The sequence below is a fragment of the Flavobacterium sp. KH_035 genome, from assembly GCF_057839565.1.
Genome location: NZ_CM174492.1, coordinates 1,846,365 through 1,860,398, shown reverse-complemented (window position 1 = coordinate 1,860,398; position 14,034 = coordinate 1,846,365). Strand labels below are relative to the sequence as shown.

Genomic DNA, 14,034 nt, shown 5'->3' with positions numbered 1-14,034 from the left:
CAGAGCAACTCGATTATTTCGCAAATCTCAAGTTTTCTTCTAATTCCATCTCACATTTCACATTTCACATCTAACTATTTACTTCTTGATCGGAAAATTTCTGGCACGCATTAAAGCATCAGATTTAGGAGCTCTTCCTCTAAAGTTCTCATACGCTTTCTCCTGATCGATTGTATTTCCAACACTGAAAATAGTATCATACAAACGTTTTGCTACTACTTTATCATAAGGTCCTTTTCCTTCTGTAAAAGCCTCATAAGCATCTGCATTGATCACATCGGCCCACAAATAACTGTAATATCCTGCCGAATACCCGTCACCTGAGAAAATATGCCCGAATTGAGGAATTCTATGACGCATTACAATTTCTGACGGCATGTGAAGAGCATCCAAAGTCTCTTTTTCAAATTTATGAGGATCAATAGTAGTGGTTGACAAATGAAGTTTCATATCAATTAAAGAACTCGAAATTGTTTCTACAGTTGAAAAACCTTCATTAAAATTAGCCGCTTTCTCGATTCTTTCTACAAGAGCCTGAGGCAATGGCTGATTTGTTTTATAATGCAAAGCAAACTTATTCAACACTTCCGGAGTAGCCAACCAGTGCTCTAATAATTGAGACGGGAACTCTACATAATCCCTAGCTACATTTGTACCTGATAAACTTGGATAGGTTACATTAGAACACAATCCGTGAAGCGCGTGTCCAAATTCATGAAACAAAGTCGTAGCATCTTCCCATGAGATTAAAATCGGTTCATTTTCACCTCCTTTAATGAAGTTACAGTTGTTAGATACAATGGTTAAAACTTCTCCATCCATTCTCTGCTGATCACGATACGCATTCATCCATGCTCCTGAACGCTTTCCTGCACGTGCATAAGGATCAAAATACCACAAACCAACCACTTTACCCGTAACTTTATTACTTACCTCCCAAACACGTACATCAGGGTGATAAACAGGAACATTCGTAATTTGCTTGAAACTTAAATTGAATAATTCTCCGGCGACCCAGAACATTCCTTCACGTAAGTTCTCTAATTGTAAATACGGTTTAACTTCATTTTGATCTAAATCGTATTTTGCCTTTCTAACTTTTTCAGCATAATAACGATAATCCCAAGGCTGAATTTTAAATTTACCTCCTTCTGCGTCAACAATTTTCTGCATTTCAGCGACATCCTGATGCACTTTCTCTACAGCAGGTTTCCACACAGACTCCATTAAAGCTAATGTCTTCTTAGGATCTTTTGCCATTTTATTAGACAAACTCCAATCAGCAAAAGTTGGGAATCCTAACAAATTGGCTTTCTTTGTACGCAATTGCAAAATAGAAACCAAAGTAGCATTGTTGTCATTTGCATTACCGTTATCTCCGCGTTTTACAAAAATATCAAATGCTTTTTCTCTTAAATCCCTACGAGTCGAGAAAGTCAAAAACGGTTCAATAGACGAACGTGTATTGGCCACACAGCCCAATACATCTAACTTTCTGTTTTTTGCTTCGGCAATAGCGGCATTTTTTACTTCGGTCGGTAAACCGTCAAAATCACTTTCCGTTTTTAAAGCTACGTATTGATTGCGCTCCTCAGCCAATAAATTCTGACTGAATTTAGTGAAAAGACTAGCCAGTTCCTGGTTGATTTTCGCTACTTTCCCTTTATCAATATCATTCAGTTTCGCACCTTCACGAACAAAATCAGTATAATATAACCAAATCAAACGCTGTTGTTCACTGGTAAGTTTCTTGCTTTCTTTTGAATTGTACAAAGCTTCAATTCTTGCGAATAATTTTTTGTTCTGAACAATCTGATCTGCAAATTCAGATAATTTCGGAGACATTTCTGTTTCAACAGTGTTAAATTCAGGTGTACTTAAAGTAGAACCATAAATTCCATAAACACTATAAATTCTGGAAATTGTTTTACCCGAACGCTCTAAAGCTGCAATTGTATTTTCAAAAGTTGGTGCTTTCGGATTGTTCGTAATAGCATCAATTTCGCTTAGTTTTTCCTGAATTGCAAATTGAAAAGCAGGTTTAAACTGCGAAACCTTATACTCATTAAAAGCAGGAACCCCACCATAAGGACCTGTCCATTGTTGCACCAACGGATTATCCGGATTAGTCTGTGCGTTAGCCGCAAATAAGGTTGTTCCCATGAGAAAAATTGTCATTAATTTTTTCATTATCGTTGATTTGTTTTAAATAGTTTATTGTTCCAAATGTAACTAAAAATCAGTATTCATTTAAAAATTTTAACTTTGAAGCCCTCTAAAAACTACCCTTTAATTTAAATATTCGTCTAAAAAGTTATAGAGAAATAGTTTAAATTTGAAACATCATTAACCAAATCACATGTTTAAAACCCGCAGAGAAATTGTTTTTGTAATTCTGGCCGGCATCTTTATAACAAATGCTGTTGTGGCCGAACTTATTGGAGGAAAATTAATTCAGATTGGACCGTTTGTCATGAGCATTGGTATTTTACCATGGCCTATTGTCTTTTTAACAACCGATTTGATCAATGAGTATTTTGGTGAAAAAGGGGTAAAAAAGTTATCCTTTATAACAGCTTGTTTGATTGCTTACGCCTTTCTGATCTTATTTATGGCTATTGTAATTCCAGCAGCCAAAGGAATCAGTCCTGTTAACGACGAACAGTTTCGGGCCGTTTTTGGACAAAGTATGTGGATCATTGTCGGTAGTTTAATCGCTTTCATGGCCTCTCAACTAATTGATGTCTGGATCTTTTGGTTTTTCAAAAGACGCACCGGAGAAAGAAAAATATGGCTTAGAACAACGGGATCAACTGTAATCTCACAATTATTCGATTCTTTTATTGTACTAGGAATTGCTTTCTGGTTACCCGGAAAAATTGATTTTGATACATTCATCTCATCAGGTTTGACGGGTTACATTTTTAAACTGTCAGTTGCTGTTTTACTAACTCCGGCGATTTATGCAGGACATCATTTGATTAAGAAATACTTAGACGAAGATCCGGCGCACAAAAATCCCAAACATAAAAAATAATGGAGAACGAAAATCTGATACGATGCGGCTGGTGTTCTTCCAGCGATTTATATAAAAAATACCATGACGAAGAATGGGGTGTTCCCATTTATGATGATCCGTCTATATTCGAATTTTTAATTCTGGAAACCTTTCAGGCTGGTCTAAGCTGGATTACAATTTTGAATAAAAGAGAAAATTTCAGAGCTGCCTTCGATCATTTCGATTATAAAAAAATAGCTCAGTATCCGGAAGAAAAAATAGAATCTCTATTACAGGATACCGGAATTATTCGCAACAAACTTAAAATTCGTGCTACCATTTCAAACGCACAGGCATTCCTGAAAGTACAGGAAGAGTTCGGCACTTTCTCTGACTATATTTGGAAGTTTACCAACGGAAATCCGATCGACAACAATCCGAAAACCTTAAAAGATGTTCCTGCCACTACTCCTCTTTCAGACGAAATTAGCAAAGATTTGAAAAAACGCGGCTTCAAATTCGTTGGCTCAACTGTGATTTATGCCCATATGCAGGCCACCGGAATGGTTAACGATCATGTAGAAGATTGCTTTACCCGAAAAAGGAAATAGTCGCAGTTTTCAGTCACCGTTTTCAGTTTTTTTGAACCTGAAACTTGAAATCTAAAACTTTTAAACAAAAATTACATATATTTGCTTCACACTTTAGGGGTGTCTACAACTTGTAGGCTGAGATTTTACCCTCTGAACCTGATCTAGCTCACACTAGCGTAGGGAAAAGTAAGATGACTTCTGCGCGCATTTTTATGCGCAATTGTAGCCATTCCTAAAGTATAACTACATACTAAACTCAAAAGGAATGGAACTAAAAATCAACCAACAAATCAAACAATTCAATACTGAATCGTTAAGCATTCAGTCATTGCTCGATCTCGAAATTCCCAACAAACAAAACGGAATTGCCGTTGCCATTAACAATAATGTTGTTCCAAGAACCAACTGGAACCAACAGCTTGTATCCGAAACTGACGAAATTCTAATTATTTCTGCCACACAAGGAGGATAAAATTCCAATTTTTATAATTCCAATTGGCTAGCAAGAAGTAGACGCACTGCCGTGCACCTCTACAATTTACAATTACATTTTTACATCTAACATTTTACAATATACAACTTACAATCTATGACTACAGAAGAACAAATTTCCAGAACTCCATTTCCTAACTCCCAAAAAGTGTATATAAGTGGTGAAATCCATCCTATCAAGGTGGCCATGCGCGAGGTTCTGCTGAGCGACACTAAACTTTCAAACGGCGGAATCGAAAAAAATCCTCCCGTAACGATTTATGACACTTCCGGTCCATATACCGATCCCAATATTGAAATTGACATTCGAAAAGGACTCCCGAGATTAAGAGAGCAATGGATTTTAGATCGTGATGATGTCGAAATTCTAAGTGAAATCACTTCTGATTATGGACAAAGCCGATTGAAAGACGAAAGCTTAAATCATCTTCGATTTGAATATTTGCATCAGCCTAAAAGAGCCAAAAACGGAGCAAATGTTACACAATTGTATTACGCTAAACAAGGTATTATCACCCCTGAAATGGAATATATTGCTATTCGTGAAAATCAACGAATAGAACTTCTAAACGAACAAACCAAAGCCATGCAATGCCAGCATGGTGGTCATAGTTTTGGAGCCAATACTCCCAAAAGCAAAATCACTCCCGAATTCGTTCGCAGCGAAGTAGCTTGCGGAAGAGCCATTATCCCTAACAACATTAATCACCCTGAAAGTGAACCGATGATTGTCGGACGGAACTTTTTGGTAAAAATAAATGCCAACATTGGTAATAGTGCTGTGACTTCGAGCATTGAAGAAGAGGTCGAAAAAGCAGTCTGGGCTTGCCGTTGGGGCGCCGATACCATTATGGATTTATCAACAGGCAAAAACATTCATGAAACCAGAGAATGGATCATTCGCAACTCTCCTGTACCCATTGGTACTGTACCAATCTACCAGGCTCTGGAAAAAGTAAAAGGAATTGCCGAAGACCTAACCTGGGAAGTTTTCCGTGATACTTTAATCGAACAGGCAGAACAAGGCGTTTCTTATTTTACGATTCATGCCGGAGTACTACTGCGTTACATCCATTTAACTGCCGACAGGGTTACCGGAATTGTTTCGCGTGGCGGATCTATCATGGCAAAATGGTGTTTGTTTCACCATAAAGAAAACTTTCTGTACACTCATTTTGAAGAGATCTGTGAAATCATGAAACAATATGATGTCGCTTTTTCTCTGGGGGATGGTTTACGTCCAGGTTCTATTGCAGATGCCAATGATGCGGCCCAATTTGCCGAGTTAGAAACCTTAGGAGAATTAACTAAAATTGCATGGAAACATGATGTTCAGGTTTTCATCGAAGGTCCGGGTCACGTTCCTATGCACATGATCAAGGAAAATATGGACAAACAACTGGAACACTGTCACGAAGCTCCTTTTTATACTTTGGGACCTCTAACTACAGACATTGCACCAGGTTACGATCATATCACCTCTGCTATTGGAGCTGCAATGATTGGTTGGTACGGCTGTGCAATGCTGTGCTATGTTACTCCAAAAGAGCACCTTGGATTACCCAATAAAAAAGATGTAAAAGACGGTGTAATCACCTATAAAATTTCTGCGCATGCTGCCGATCTGGCCAAAGGGCATCCAGGGGCACAATACCGTGACAATGCACTAAGCAAGGCGCGTTTTGAATTCCGCTGGGAAGATCAGTTCAACTTATCACTTGATCCCGATACTGCAAGAGAGTTTCATGATGAAACCCTTCCTGCTGACGGTGCAAAAGTGGCTCATTTCTGTTCGATGTGTGGTCCTAAATTCTGTTCTATGAAGATTTCTCAGGAAATTCGTGATGTAGCTGCTGCTGAAAAAGGCATGCAGGAAAAATCAGAAGAGTTTATTGAGCAAGGGAAAGAGATCTACATCTAGTGTGTGAAGTAAAATGTGAAATGTGAGATGATGATTACCTATCTCACAGAAAACATTTAACATTTTACATTTCACAAAAAACATTTTACAAAAAACATTTTACAAAAAAAATATGATCGTAATTACCAATCCTTCCCCAATTAAAAATGAAACAGATATCGTTCATTCTCTATTTGAAGAAGGATTGGCTTTACTTCATATTCGGAAGCCTGATTTTTCTGAAATTGAAATAGCTCGGTTCATTCATCAGATAAAACCTGAATATCGAAGCCATTTAGTCTTACACAGTCATCACGTTTTGGCGGAAGACTTTGAAATTACTAAAATTCACTTTTCAGAAAAAGAAAGGAAAAACAGTTTTTTAATTGATATGGATCAAAGGACATTTTCGACATCAACCCATTCAATCGAAGATTTCAACTCCTTATCTTCAGTGTTTGACTATGCTTTCTTAAGTCCTGTTTTTAAAAGTATTTCCAAAGAAGATTATCACCCAAGAACAAACCTGTTTGAAGCTTTAAAGTCAAGAACAAAACACAAAACAAAAGTGGTCGCTTTAGGCGGAATGGATGCCGAAAACATCCAAAAAACGCTCGGAAGTGGCTTTGATGATGTCGCTCTTTTAGGAAGTATTTGGAAAAATGAAAACCCCGTAAAACAATTCAAATTATGTCAGCAAATCGTCCAATCACACTTTCAATAGCCGGCTTTGATCCCTCGGGTGGTGCCGGTGTTTTGGCAGATATCAAAACATTTGAACAGCATCAGGTAACCGGTTTTGCGATTTTAACCGCGAATACCATTCAAACTGAGAATGAATTTCTTGAAATTCAATGGACCCATTTGAATTTTATAATTCGTTCTGTCGAAACCTTTTTCAAACGGTATAAAATCAACGCTGTTAAAATCGGGATTGTTCCATCTTTAAATTATCTGAACCAGATTCTTTCGGTAATAAAGCAAATATCGCCCGATACTTTAATTGTTTGGGATCCGGTTTTAAAATCAACTACTGAATTTGAATTCACAAACATTGACGATCGTTTCGATTTAAACAAAATTCTATCCAAAATTGATTTGATTACGCCTAATTACAACGAAATCGGATTATTATTTCCGGGTTTTACCACTAATCAGCCTGGGTTTCAAAATAAGATCCCTACGGCCATTTTATTAAAAGGCGGACATCATCCTTCGGCAACCGGAACTGATCGTTTGTTTCTGAAAAACAAAATTACCGATCTGTTGCCTTCTGATAAAAAATGCTTCGAAAAACACGGTTCAGGCTGTGTATTATCAGCCGCAATTGCCGCAAATCTTGCACGGAATCAATCTTTGGAAGAAGCTTGCAGAAATGCTAAGGTCTACATAGAAAAATATTTGAATTCCACTTCAACTTTAATTGGACATCATTATGTATCATAAATTGCAATACATCTCACAAGGACAAACTATAGAAGAGCAACTGTATAATATCCACGAGGCGTTAGATGCCGGATGCGATTGGGTACAGATGCGTTTTAAAAATCAAACTGAAAAAGACACTTTTGCTCTGGCTGAAGCCGTAAAATTTTTATGCGAAGAGTATCTGGCGAATTTTATTGTGAACGACAATCTGTATCTCGCTCAGCAAATCGCCGCAGACGGGGTTCATTTAGGACTTTCGGACATGAAAATTGACGAAGCAAGAGCCATACTGGGCAATACCAAAATCATCGGAGCAACAGCCAACACTTTTGAAGACATTGAAAACCATATTAAAAATGGCTGCGATTATATTGGTTTGGGCCCCTTTCGTTTTACAACAACCAAAGAAAAACTAAGTCCAATTCTAGGCTTATCGGGTTATTTTAAAATTATACAGGATCTAAAAAGGAATAAACTTGAAATCCCTGTCTACGCCATTGGAGGAATCACGCCAAACGATATTGCTCCTTTAATGGAAACCGGGATTCATGGAATTGCAGTCTCGGGCATGATTACAAAAAGTGATCAAAAGGGAAAACTTATTCAACAACTAAACGAAAAGTTATATGCAAACGTCATTGTTTAACATAGGAGATAAAACTTTAACCTCACGCCTGTTTTTAGGAACAGGGAAATTTGGTTCAAACCTGGAAATGGAAGAGGCTATTTTGACATCGGGAAGCGAGTTGGTAACCGTGGCTCTAAAACGTATCGATCTCGAAACCGAAACGGATGCTATTTTAACACATTTAAATCATCCGAACATTCATTTATTACCCAACACATCAGGAGCACGTAATGCTAAAGAAGCCGTTTTTGCAGCACAATTAGCGAGAGAAGCACTAGAAACGAATTGGCTGAAACTCGAGATTCACCCGGATCCGAAATACCTGATGCCTGATCCGATAGAAACTTTAAAAGCAACAGAGGAACTGGCCAAACTTGGCTTTTTTATTCTGCCCTACATTCATGCCGATCCCGTTTTATGCAAACATCTGGAGAATGCAGGAACAACAGCAGTTATGCCTTTAGGCTCTCCTATTGGAAGCAATAAAGGCTTAAAAACTATAGATTTTCTGGAAATTATTATCGAACAGAGTAATGTTCCCGTAATAGTCGACGCTGGAATTGGATCACCATCTGACGCTGCAAAAGCGATGGAAATTGGCGCTGATGCCGTTTTGGTGAATACTGCAATTGCGGTTGCCGGAAATCCCAGATTAATGGCAGAAGCCTTTAAAGAAGCTGTTATTGCTGGCCGAAAAGCCTTTGAAGCTAAAATTGCTCCTCAGCAAAATCATGCTTTGGCTTCCAGTCCTTTGACCTCTTTTTTATATGAGTAGACTAAACAATTTAACCGCAAAGTTCGCAAAGAAAAGCGCTAAGAACGCAAAGCTTTGCAAACCTTGCGTAAATCTCCGCGCACTTTGCGGTTAAAAACTATGAAAACATTCAAATCGGTTTTTGAGAATTATGATTGGGATACTATTCAATCTAAAATATATCAAACCACATCAAAAGAGGTGGAACGCGCTTTGTCTAAAACCAAACGAAATCTCGACGATTTTTTGGTTCTAATTTCTCCTGTTGCACAAAATTATCTGGAGCAAATGGCACAGCAATGTCATGAAATCACCAAAAAACGCTTTGGTAAAACCATTCAAATGTACGCGCCGCTGTATCTAAGCAACGAATGCCAGAACATTTGTACCTACTGCGGATTTAGTTTAGACAATAAAATCAAACGGAAAACCCTTTCTGATGCTGAGATCAGACTTGAAGTAGAAGCTTTAAAAGACATTGGTTTTGACCACGTCTTACTGGTTACCGGCGAAGCAAATTATACGGTAAACATTAATTATTTTTTAAATGCCATTGCCTTAATCAGAAAAGAATTTTCAATTATCTCCGTAGAAGTCCAGCCGCTTTCCACTGAAGATTATGAACGTTTACATCAGGCTGGTGTTTATTCTGTTTTGGTATATCAGGAAACCTATCATCAGGATGTCTATAAAAAATACCATACAAAAGGTAAAAAATCAAACTTCGACTATAGACTGGAAACTCCTGACCGAATTGGAACTGCAGGAATTCATAAGATGGGACTAGGTGTTTTGCTGGGCTTGGAAGATTGGCGAACCGATAGTTTTTTCAATGCATTGCATCTGGATTATCTGCAAAAGAAATACTGGCAGACCAAATATTCGGTTTCCTTTCCAAGACTTCGACCGGCAGAAGGCATTATAGAGCCAAATTTTATTATGGATGATAAAGATCTCACACAGTTGATTTGTGCCTATCGTTTGTGGAATGAAGATCTGGAAATTTCGATTTCTACACGTGAAAATGAGAAGTTCAGAAATAATATTATACCAATTGGCGTTACAAGCATGAGTGCAGGATCGAAAACCAATCCCGGTGGTTATGTTGTGGATCCGCAATCTCTGGAACAATTTGAAATTAGCGATGAACGATCTGCCAAAGAAATTGCACAAATTATAACCAATTCAGGCTATGAACCTGTTTGGAAGGACTGGGACAAAAGTTTTAGTCAACAAATTTAAAGTTTCAGGTTTCAGGTTCCAGGTTTCACAAACCACATTTCACATTTTACAAATCACAATTCACAATAAATGAGTATTATACAAGAATTTCTCCGCTACAACAGACAAACCATTCTTCCCGAAATTGGGGACGAAGGTCAGGAAAAACTCAAAAAAGCCAGAGTTTTAGTCATTGGTGCCGGTGGTTTAGGCTGTCCAATTTTACAATACATTTCCACGGCCGGTGTAGGCTGTATTGGCATCATGGATTTTGATACTATCGAAATTCATAATCTTCACCGACAAATTTTATATACCGAAAATGAAATTGGTAAACTCAAAGCTCTTGTTGCAAAAGAAGTGGTCTCGGAACTAAATCCATTAATAAAAGCAGAAGCTATTGTTGAAAAATTAACTCCTGAAAATGCAACACATTTTATTGAGCAATACGACATTATAGTCGATGGTTCAGACAATTTTACAACCCGCTATCTGGTTAACGATACTTGCGTGGCGCTACAAAAACCTCTAGTCTATGGCAGTATTTTAAAATTTGAAGGACAAATAGCCGTTTTCAATCATGAGGGCAGTAAAAATCTACGCGATTTATTCCCCGAAATGCCGGATCCAAAAGATGTCCCGAATTGCAACCTAAATGGCGTTTTAGGGACTCTACCCGGAATTATTGGTACAATGATGGCGCATGAAACTCTTAAATTGATTTTGGATTTACCAACTTTAAACAATGAGTTAGTGCTTTTTAATACGAAAAACTGGGATTTTATAAAACTTAACTTTTAAAAAACAATCTCATCGCCGACATTGATAAGCCCTGAATTTAGACTTACAATATTAGTCCCGAATAAGACCGAATTATTTACATTTCGATATTTACTTAAAGTCTTTAAAGGTTCTTTTTTTACAACGCCTTTTTGCGGATCATTATTCACCATAATGCATCTTCCGCAGGGTTTAATGTTTCTAAATTGTACTTCTCCGATTTTAAAAGCAACAAAATCATCTTCCTCATGAGCATTTTGGCTGCTGATTACAATGTTCGGACGGAAGCGCAAAACGGTAATTTTGTCTTCCAGTTTTTCATTTAGAAAATCCAAACTTTCAGTTCCGATCATTAAATACGGATAACCGTCGGCCAAACTTACATTAAAGGTTTCTTTTAGCTTTGAACTTTCGTGTTTACGATCTCCGTTTCTAATAATTTTAACCAGTTTACATTCGAAACCCAAATGTTCGCTAAACCAGGTAGAAGTGTTTTTATTTACCTCAACGACATCACTGTCATCCTCCCACACTTTAACGGCAATGGGCTGATTTAACTGTTCTCCGATTAAAAAATCATGATTCTGATCTTTAAATGTAATACTGATTCTACCTTCTGAAATCTGAGGATAAAACTGACTCATGATGGGATATTCTCTTTGTGTCAGCATCTTGTTTTCAGCATCAACAAGCATCCATCTGCGGTCGTTTTCAAAACCCATTTCTTCAGCATAAGCGCTTTGACAGCTTATTCCTGCCAGACTTTTTACAGGATAGATATAAAGCTCTTTTACAATATGAACTGCACTCATTTTATTCCTTTTTTAAAATGGATATAAACTCTTCACGATCAATCTCACGACAACCTAAACTTTCTAAATGAGGATTATGAACCTGACAATCCAGAAGTTTGTAGTTTCCTTCTTTTAAATAATTCACCAAAGCTATGAAAGCTACTTTTGAAGCATTTGATACTTTTGAAAACATGCTTTCTCCGCAAAAAACATAACCTAAATCGATACCGTACAAACCTCCTACCAAAACCTCATCCTGCCAGACCTCAACAGATTTTGCAATACCCTGTTCATTTAGTTTACAATAAGAATCAATCATTTCATTTGAAATCCAGGTTCCGTTCTGACCATCACGTTTTATATTTTGGCAATTCGAAATCACATCCACAAAATTTTGATTAAAAGTAACTTTAAACTGCTTTCTATTCAAAATATTACGCATACTTTTTGATACGATCAATTCATCCAGAAACAAAACCATTCTGGGATCGGGTGACCACCATAAAATTGGTTCTCCTTCATTGAACCAAGGAAAAATCCCGCTTTTATAGGCCAGTTTCAGTCTTTCCGGGTGTAAGTCTCCGCCAATAGCCAAAATTCCCTCTTCATCAGCTTCTGAAACGGGTGGGAAAAATAAATCGTTAACTACGTAATACATTTTTTAAATTCCAAAATTTTTAAATTCCAAATTCCCATTGGGAAATTTCAATACTGAAATGGCTTCGCCTCTCCGCTATCGCTAAGACTTAAATTCCAGATTCCCGCAATGTTGTCATTTCGACGAAGGAGAAATCTCCGTAAGAAACTCCGCAACGAAAACCCAATCTTTGTCGAGCTTCTCGCGAGGATTTCTCCTTCGTCGAAATGACAATTATTAGGATTATTCTGTGTAATATTAAAGTTTATTGCAGCCTTGAACTTTGACAAAAATCGAGGCTAAAAACAAAATTCCAAACCCCAATTACATCTTTCATGAATTGGAATTTGGAATTTACTTTATTGAAATGTTAACTCTCTTAGAACGGTAAATCGTCCGGTTCGTCTTCGTTCAAATTAGTTGCCGGTGCAAAAGCTTCTGCAGCTGGCATTGGAGCCGTTTGTCCAGGACCTTCCGGTGCCAGTCTCTCGATTCTCCAACCTTGAATACTATTGAAATATCTGGTTTCTCCCTGTGGATTAACCCATTCTCTTCCTCTTAAATTGATAGAAACTTTTACCGCCTCACCTTGTTTGTAGCTACTTAATAAATCGCATTTATCTTGTGTAAATTCGATCAAAATATGCTGTGGATACTGCTCATCTGTGGTAACAACCAACTCTCTTTTTTTGAATGCAGCACTAACTTGTTGCTCTGGGTTCACCACTTTTACTTTTCCTGTAACTTCCATCTTCTTTCTATATTAATTATTGTTTCTATTCTTATTGCTTTGCTAAAAGTACTTTCCAGGCCGATGAAATATCGTCTTTATTAAGATATTTTTTAGCTTCCAAGTGTACTTTTTCGAGATCGTCTGAGCTTAAAACTCCTTTAACCGAAAAATTTTCTTTCACAAATATACTAACTTCTTCTGTGGTAGGCAAGGCTTCGATGTTGCCTAATTTCCCAAGGTCATTTCCGTCAAAAACGGGGCTTTCTTTGATAAAATCCGGAATCACATCTACTCCAACCCCTAAAGTCGTTAGTGGTTTCGGCACTTCAAAAAGTCCCTGATTCGATCTGGAATACCAATTACTTCCCAATCTCGAAACCAAATCTATTTTGTGTTGATCAATGGCTCCGTTTTCATCTAAAATTGCTTCGTGAATATGAATTTTAACGACTTCACAAAGAATTAAATTTCCTGCACCACCCTGATCTCCTAACGGAATAATCTGAGTTACTTTGCATTCAAACTGTACCGGAGACTCCTTTACACGATAAGGTTTCACGAAATCAGACGGAATTTGCGTCAATCCGGCTTTTATAAATTCATTTACACCCTCGCCATATTCCGTACTTGCTAGTGATGTTTGCTGCACCAAATCGTAATTCACAACATTAATAACGACTTCACGAGTTTCCTCAGCATTGATCAAAGTGTGTTTAACGGTATTATCGCGTACACGTCTGGCGGGTGAAAAAACCAAAATTGGCGGATTGGCACTGAACACGTTAAAGAAACTAAAAGGCGACAAATTTGGTATTCCCTTAGCACTGATTGTACTTGCAAATGCAATTGGCCTCGGCCCTACAGCGCTTTGTAAATATCCTTGTAATTTTGCCGTCGGTATTTCTTTTGGATCAATACTAATCATATTTTTCTTTTTAATGGAATCTCATTTCCGTAGCTACAAAAATAGAAAAATCGTTTAATCCAAAGAAATAGTTTCAGACTTAAAAACAAAAAATCTTTAACGCTCCACAAAATATTAAATGTGTATATTTCGTTATATTTATACCACAAAA

At 37.4% G+C, this 14,034-nt stretch carries 15 protein-coding genes and 1 riboswitch; of the genes, 10 read left to right on the top strand and 5 right to left on the bottom strand.

Annotation, left to right across the window (positions count from 1 at the left end):
• Nucleotides 1-78: 78 nt before the first annotated feature.
• Nucleotides 79-2,190: a M3 family metallopeptidase gene (locus tag AC3IS6_RS08100; protein ID WP_489164428.1), complete on the bottom strand. Its 2,112-nt coding sequence runs from the start codon at nucleotides 2,188-2,190 to the stop codon at nucleotides 79-81.
• 169 nt (nucleotides 2,191-2,359) lie between these two features.
• Here AC3IS6_RS08100 and AC3IS6_RS08095 point away from each other — a divergent pair, with 169 nt between their 5' ends.
• The 10 genes from AC3IS6_RS08095 to AC3IS6_RS08050 all read left to right on the top strand — a co-directional run bounded on the left by AC3IS6_RS08095 (nucleotide 2,360) and on the right by AC3IS6_RS08050 (nucleotide 10,815).
• Nucleotides 2,360-3,037 carry a queuosine precursor transporter gene (locus AC3IS6_RS08095; RefSeq protein WP_173964138.1) on the top strand — a complete coding sequence of 226 codons (678 nt, stop codon included), beginning with the start codon at nucleotides 2,360-2,362 and terminating at the stop codon, nucleotides 3,035-3,037.
• Nucleotides 3,037-3,609, top strand: a complete 573-nt coding sequence (locus AC3IS6_RS08090) for a DNA-3-methyladenine glycosylase I (protein WP_489164427.1) — start codon at nucleotides 3,037-3,039, stop codon at nucleotides 3,607-3,609. The genes AC3IS6_RS08095 and AC3IS6_RS08090 overlap by 1 nt, the downstream gene beginning before the upstream one ends.
• 85 nt (nucleotides 3,610-3,694) lie before the next feature.
• Nucleotides 3,695-3,791: riboswitch (TPP riboswitch) on the top strand.
• A gap of 65 nt (nucleotides 3,792-3,856) precedes the next feature.
• Nucleotides 3,857-4,063: a sulfur carrier protein ThiS gene (gene thiS / locus AC3IS6_RS08085; protein WP_489164426.1), complete on the top strand. Its 207-nt coding sequence runs from the start codon at nucleotides 3,857-3,859 to the stop codon at nucleotides 4,061-4,063.
• Between the two features lie 117 nt (nucleotides 4,064-4,180).
• The gene (thiC, locus tag AC3IS6_RS08080; protein WP_489164425.1) at nucleotides 4,181-6,004 is read left to right on the top strand and encodes a phosphomethylpyrimidine synthase ThiC; all 1,824 of its coding nucleotides are present in this window, start codon (nucleotides 4,181-4,183) and stop codon (nucleotides 6,002-6,004) included.
• Nucleotides 6,005-6,116: 112 nt separating this feature from the next.
• Nucleotides 6,117-6,707, top strand: coding sequence for a thiamine phosphate synthase (locus AC3IS6_RS08075; RefSeq protein WP_489164424.1), 591 nt, complete (start codon nucleotides 6,117-6,119; stop codon nucleotides 6,705-6,707).
• Complete coding sequence (locus AC3IS6_RS08070; protein WP_489164423.1) at nucleotides 6,674-7,429, top strand: hydroxymethylpyrimidine/phosphomethylpyrimidine kinase; 756 nt, start codon at nucleotides 6,674-6,676, stop codon at nucleotides 7,427-7,429. The genes AC3IS6_RS08075 and AC3IS6_RS08070 overlap by 34 nt, the downstream gene beginning before the upstream one ends.
• The gene (locus AC3IS6_RS08065; protein WP_489164422.1) at nucleotides 7,419-8,057 is read left to right on the top strand and encodes a thiamine phosphate synthase; all 639 of its coding nucleotides are present in this window, start codon (nucleotides 7,419-7,421) and stop codon (nucleotides 8,055-8,057) included. Before AC3IS6_RS08070 ends, AC3IS6_RS08065 begins: the two co-directional genes overlap by 11 nt.
• Nucleotides 8,038-8,814: a thiazole synthase gene (locus AC3IS6_RS08060; RefSeq protein ID WP_489164421.1), complete on the top strand. Its 777-nt coding sequence runs from the start codon at nucleotides 8,038-8,040 to the stop codon at nucleotides 8,812-8,814. Before AC3IS6_RS08065 ends, AC3IS6_RS08060 begins: the two co-directional genes overlap by 20 nt.
• A 99-nt stretch (nucleotides 8,815-8,913) precedes the next feature.
• Nucleotides 8,914-10,035, top strand: a complete 1,122-nt coding sequence (gene thiH, locus AC3IS6_RS08055; protein WP_489164420.1) for a 2-iminoacetate synthase ThiH — start codon at nucleotides 8,914-8,916, stop codon at nucleotides 10,033-10,035.
• A 69-nt stretch (nucleotides 10,036-10,104) separates the two neighbouring features.
• A complete protein-coding gene (locus tag AC3IS6_RS08050) occupies nucleotides 10,105-10,815 on the top strand; it encodes a HesA/MoeB/ThiF family protein (RefSeq protein ID WP_489164419.1) in 711 nt (236 codons plus the stop codon).
• Here the strand turns inward: AC3IS6_RS08050 and AC3IS6_RS08045 are convergent.
• The 4 genes from AC3IS6_RS08045 to AC3IS6_RS08030 form a co-directional block, all read right to left on the bottom strand.
• Nucleotides 10,812-11,606 (bottom strand): MOSC domain-containing protein, encoded by a 795-nt coding sequence (locus AC3IS6_RS08045; protein WP_489164418.1) that lies wholly within the window; start codon nucleotides 11,604-11,606, stop codon nucleotides 10,812-10,814. The genes AC3IS6_RS08050 and AC3IS6_RS08045 overlap by 4 nt on opposite strands.
• Before the next feature lies 1 nt (nucleotide 11,607).
• The gene (gene aat, locus AC3IS6_RS08040) at nucleotides 11,608-12,246 is read right to left on the bottom strand and encodes a leucyl/phenylalanyl-tRNA--protein transferase (RefSeq protein ID WP_489164417.1); all 639 of its coding nucleotides are present in this window, start codon (nucleotides 12,244-12,246) and stop codon (nucleotides 11,608-11,610) included.
• A gap of 358 nt (nucleotides 12,247-12,604) precedes the next feature.
• Nucleotides 12,605-12,976 carry a DUF3127 domain-containing protein gene (locus AC3IS6_RS08035; RefSeq protein WP_041516416.1) on the bottom strand — a complete coding sequence of 124 codons (372 nt, stop codon included), beginning with the start codon at nucleotides 12,974-12,976 and terminating at the stop codon, nucleotides 12,605-12,607.
• 31 nt (nucleotides 12,977-13,007) lie between these two features.
• Complete coding sequence (locus AC3IS6_RS08030) at nucleotides 13,008-13,883, bottom strand: flavin reductase family protein (RefSeq protein WP_264526286.1); 876 nt, start codon at nucleotides 13,881-13,883, stop codon at nucleotides 13,008-13,010.
• Nucleotides 13,884-14,034: the final 151 nt, after the last annotated feature.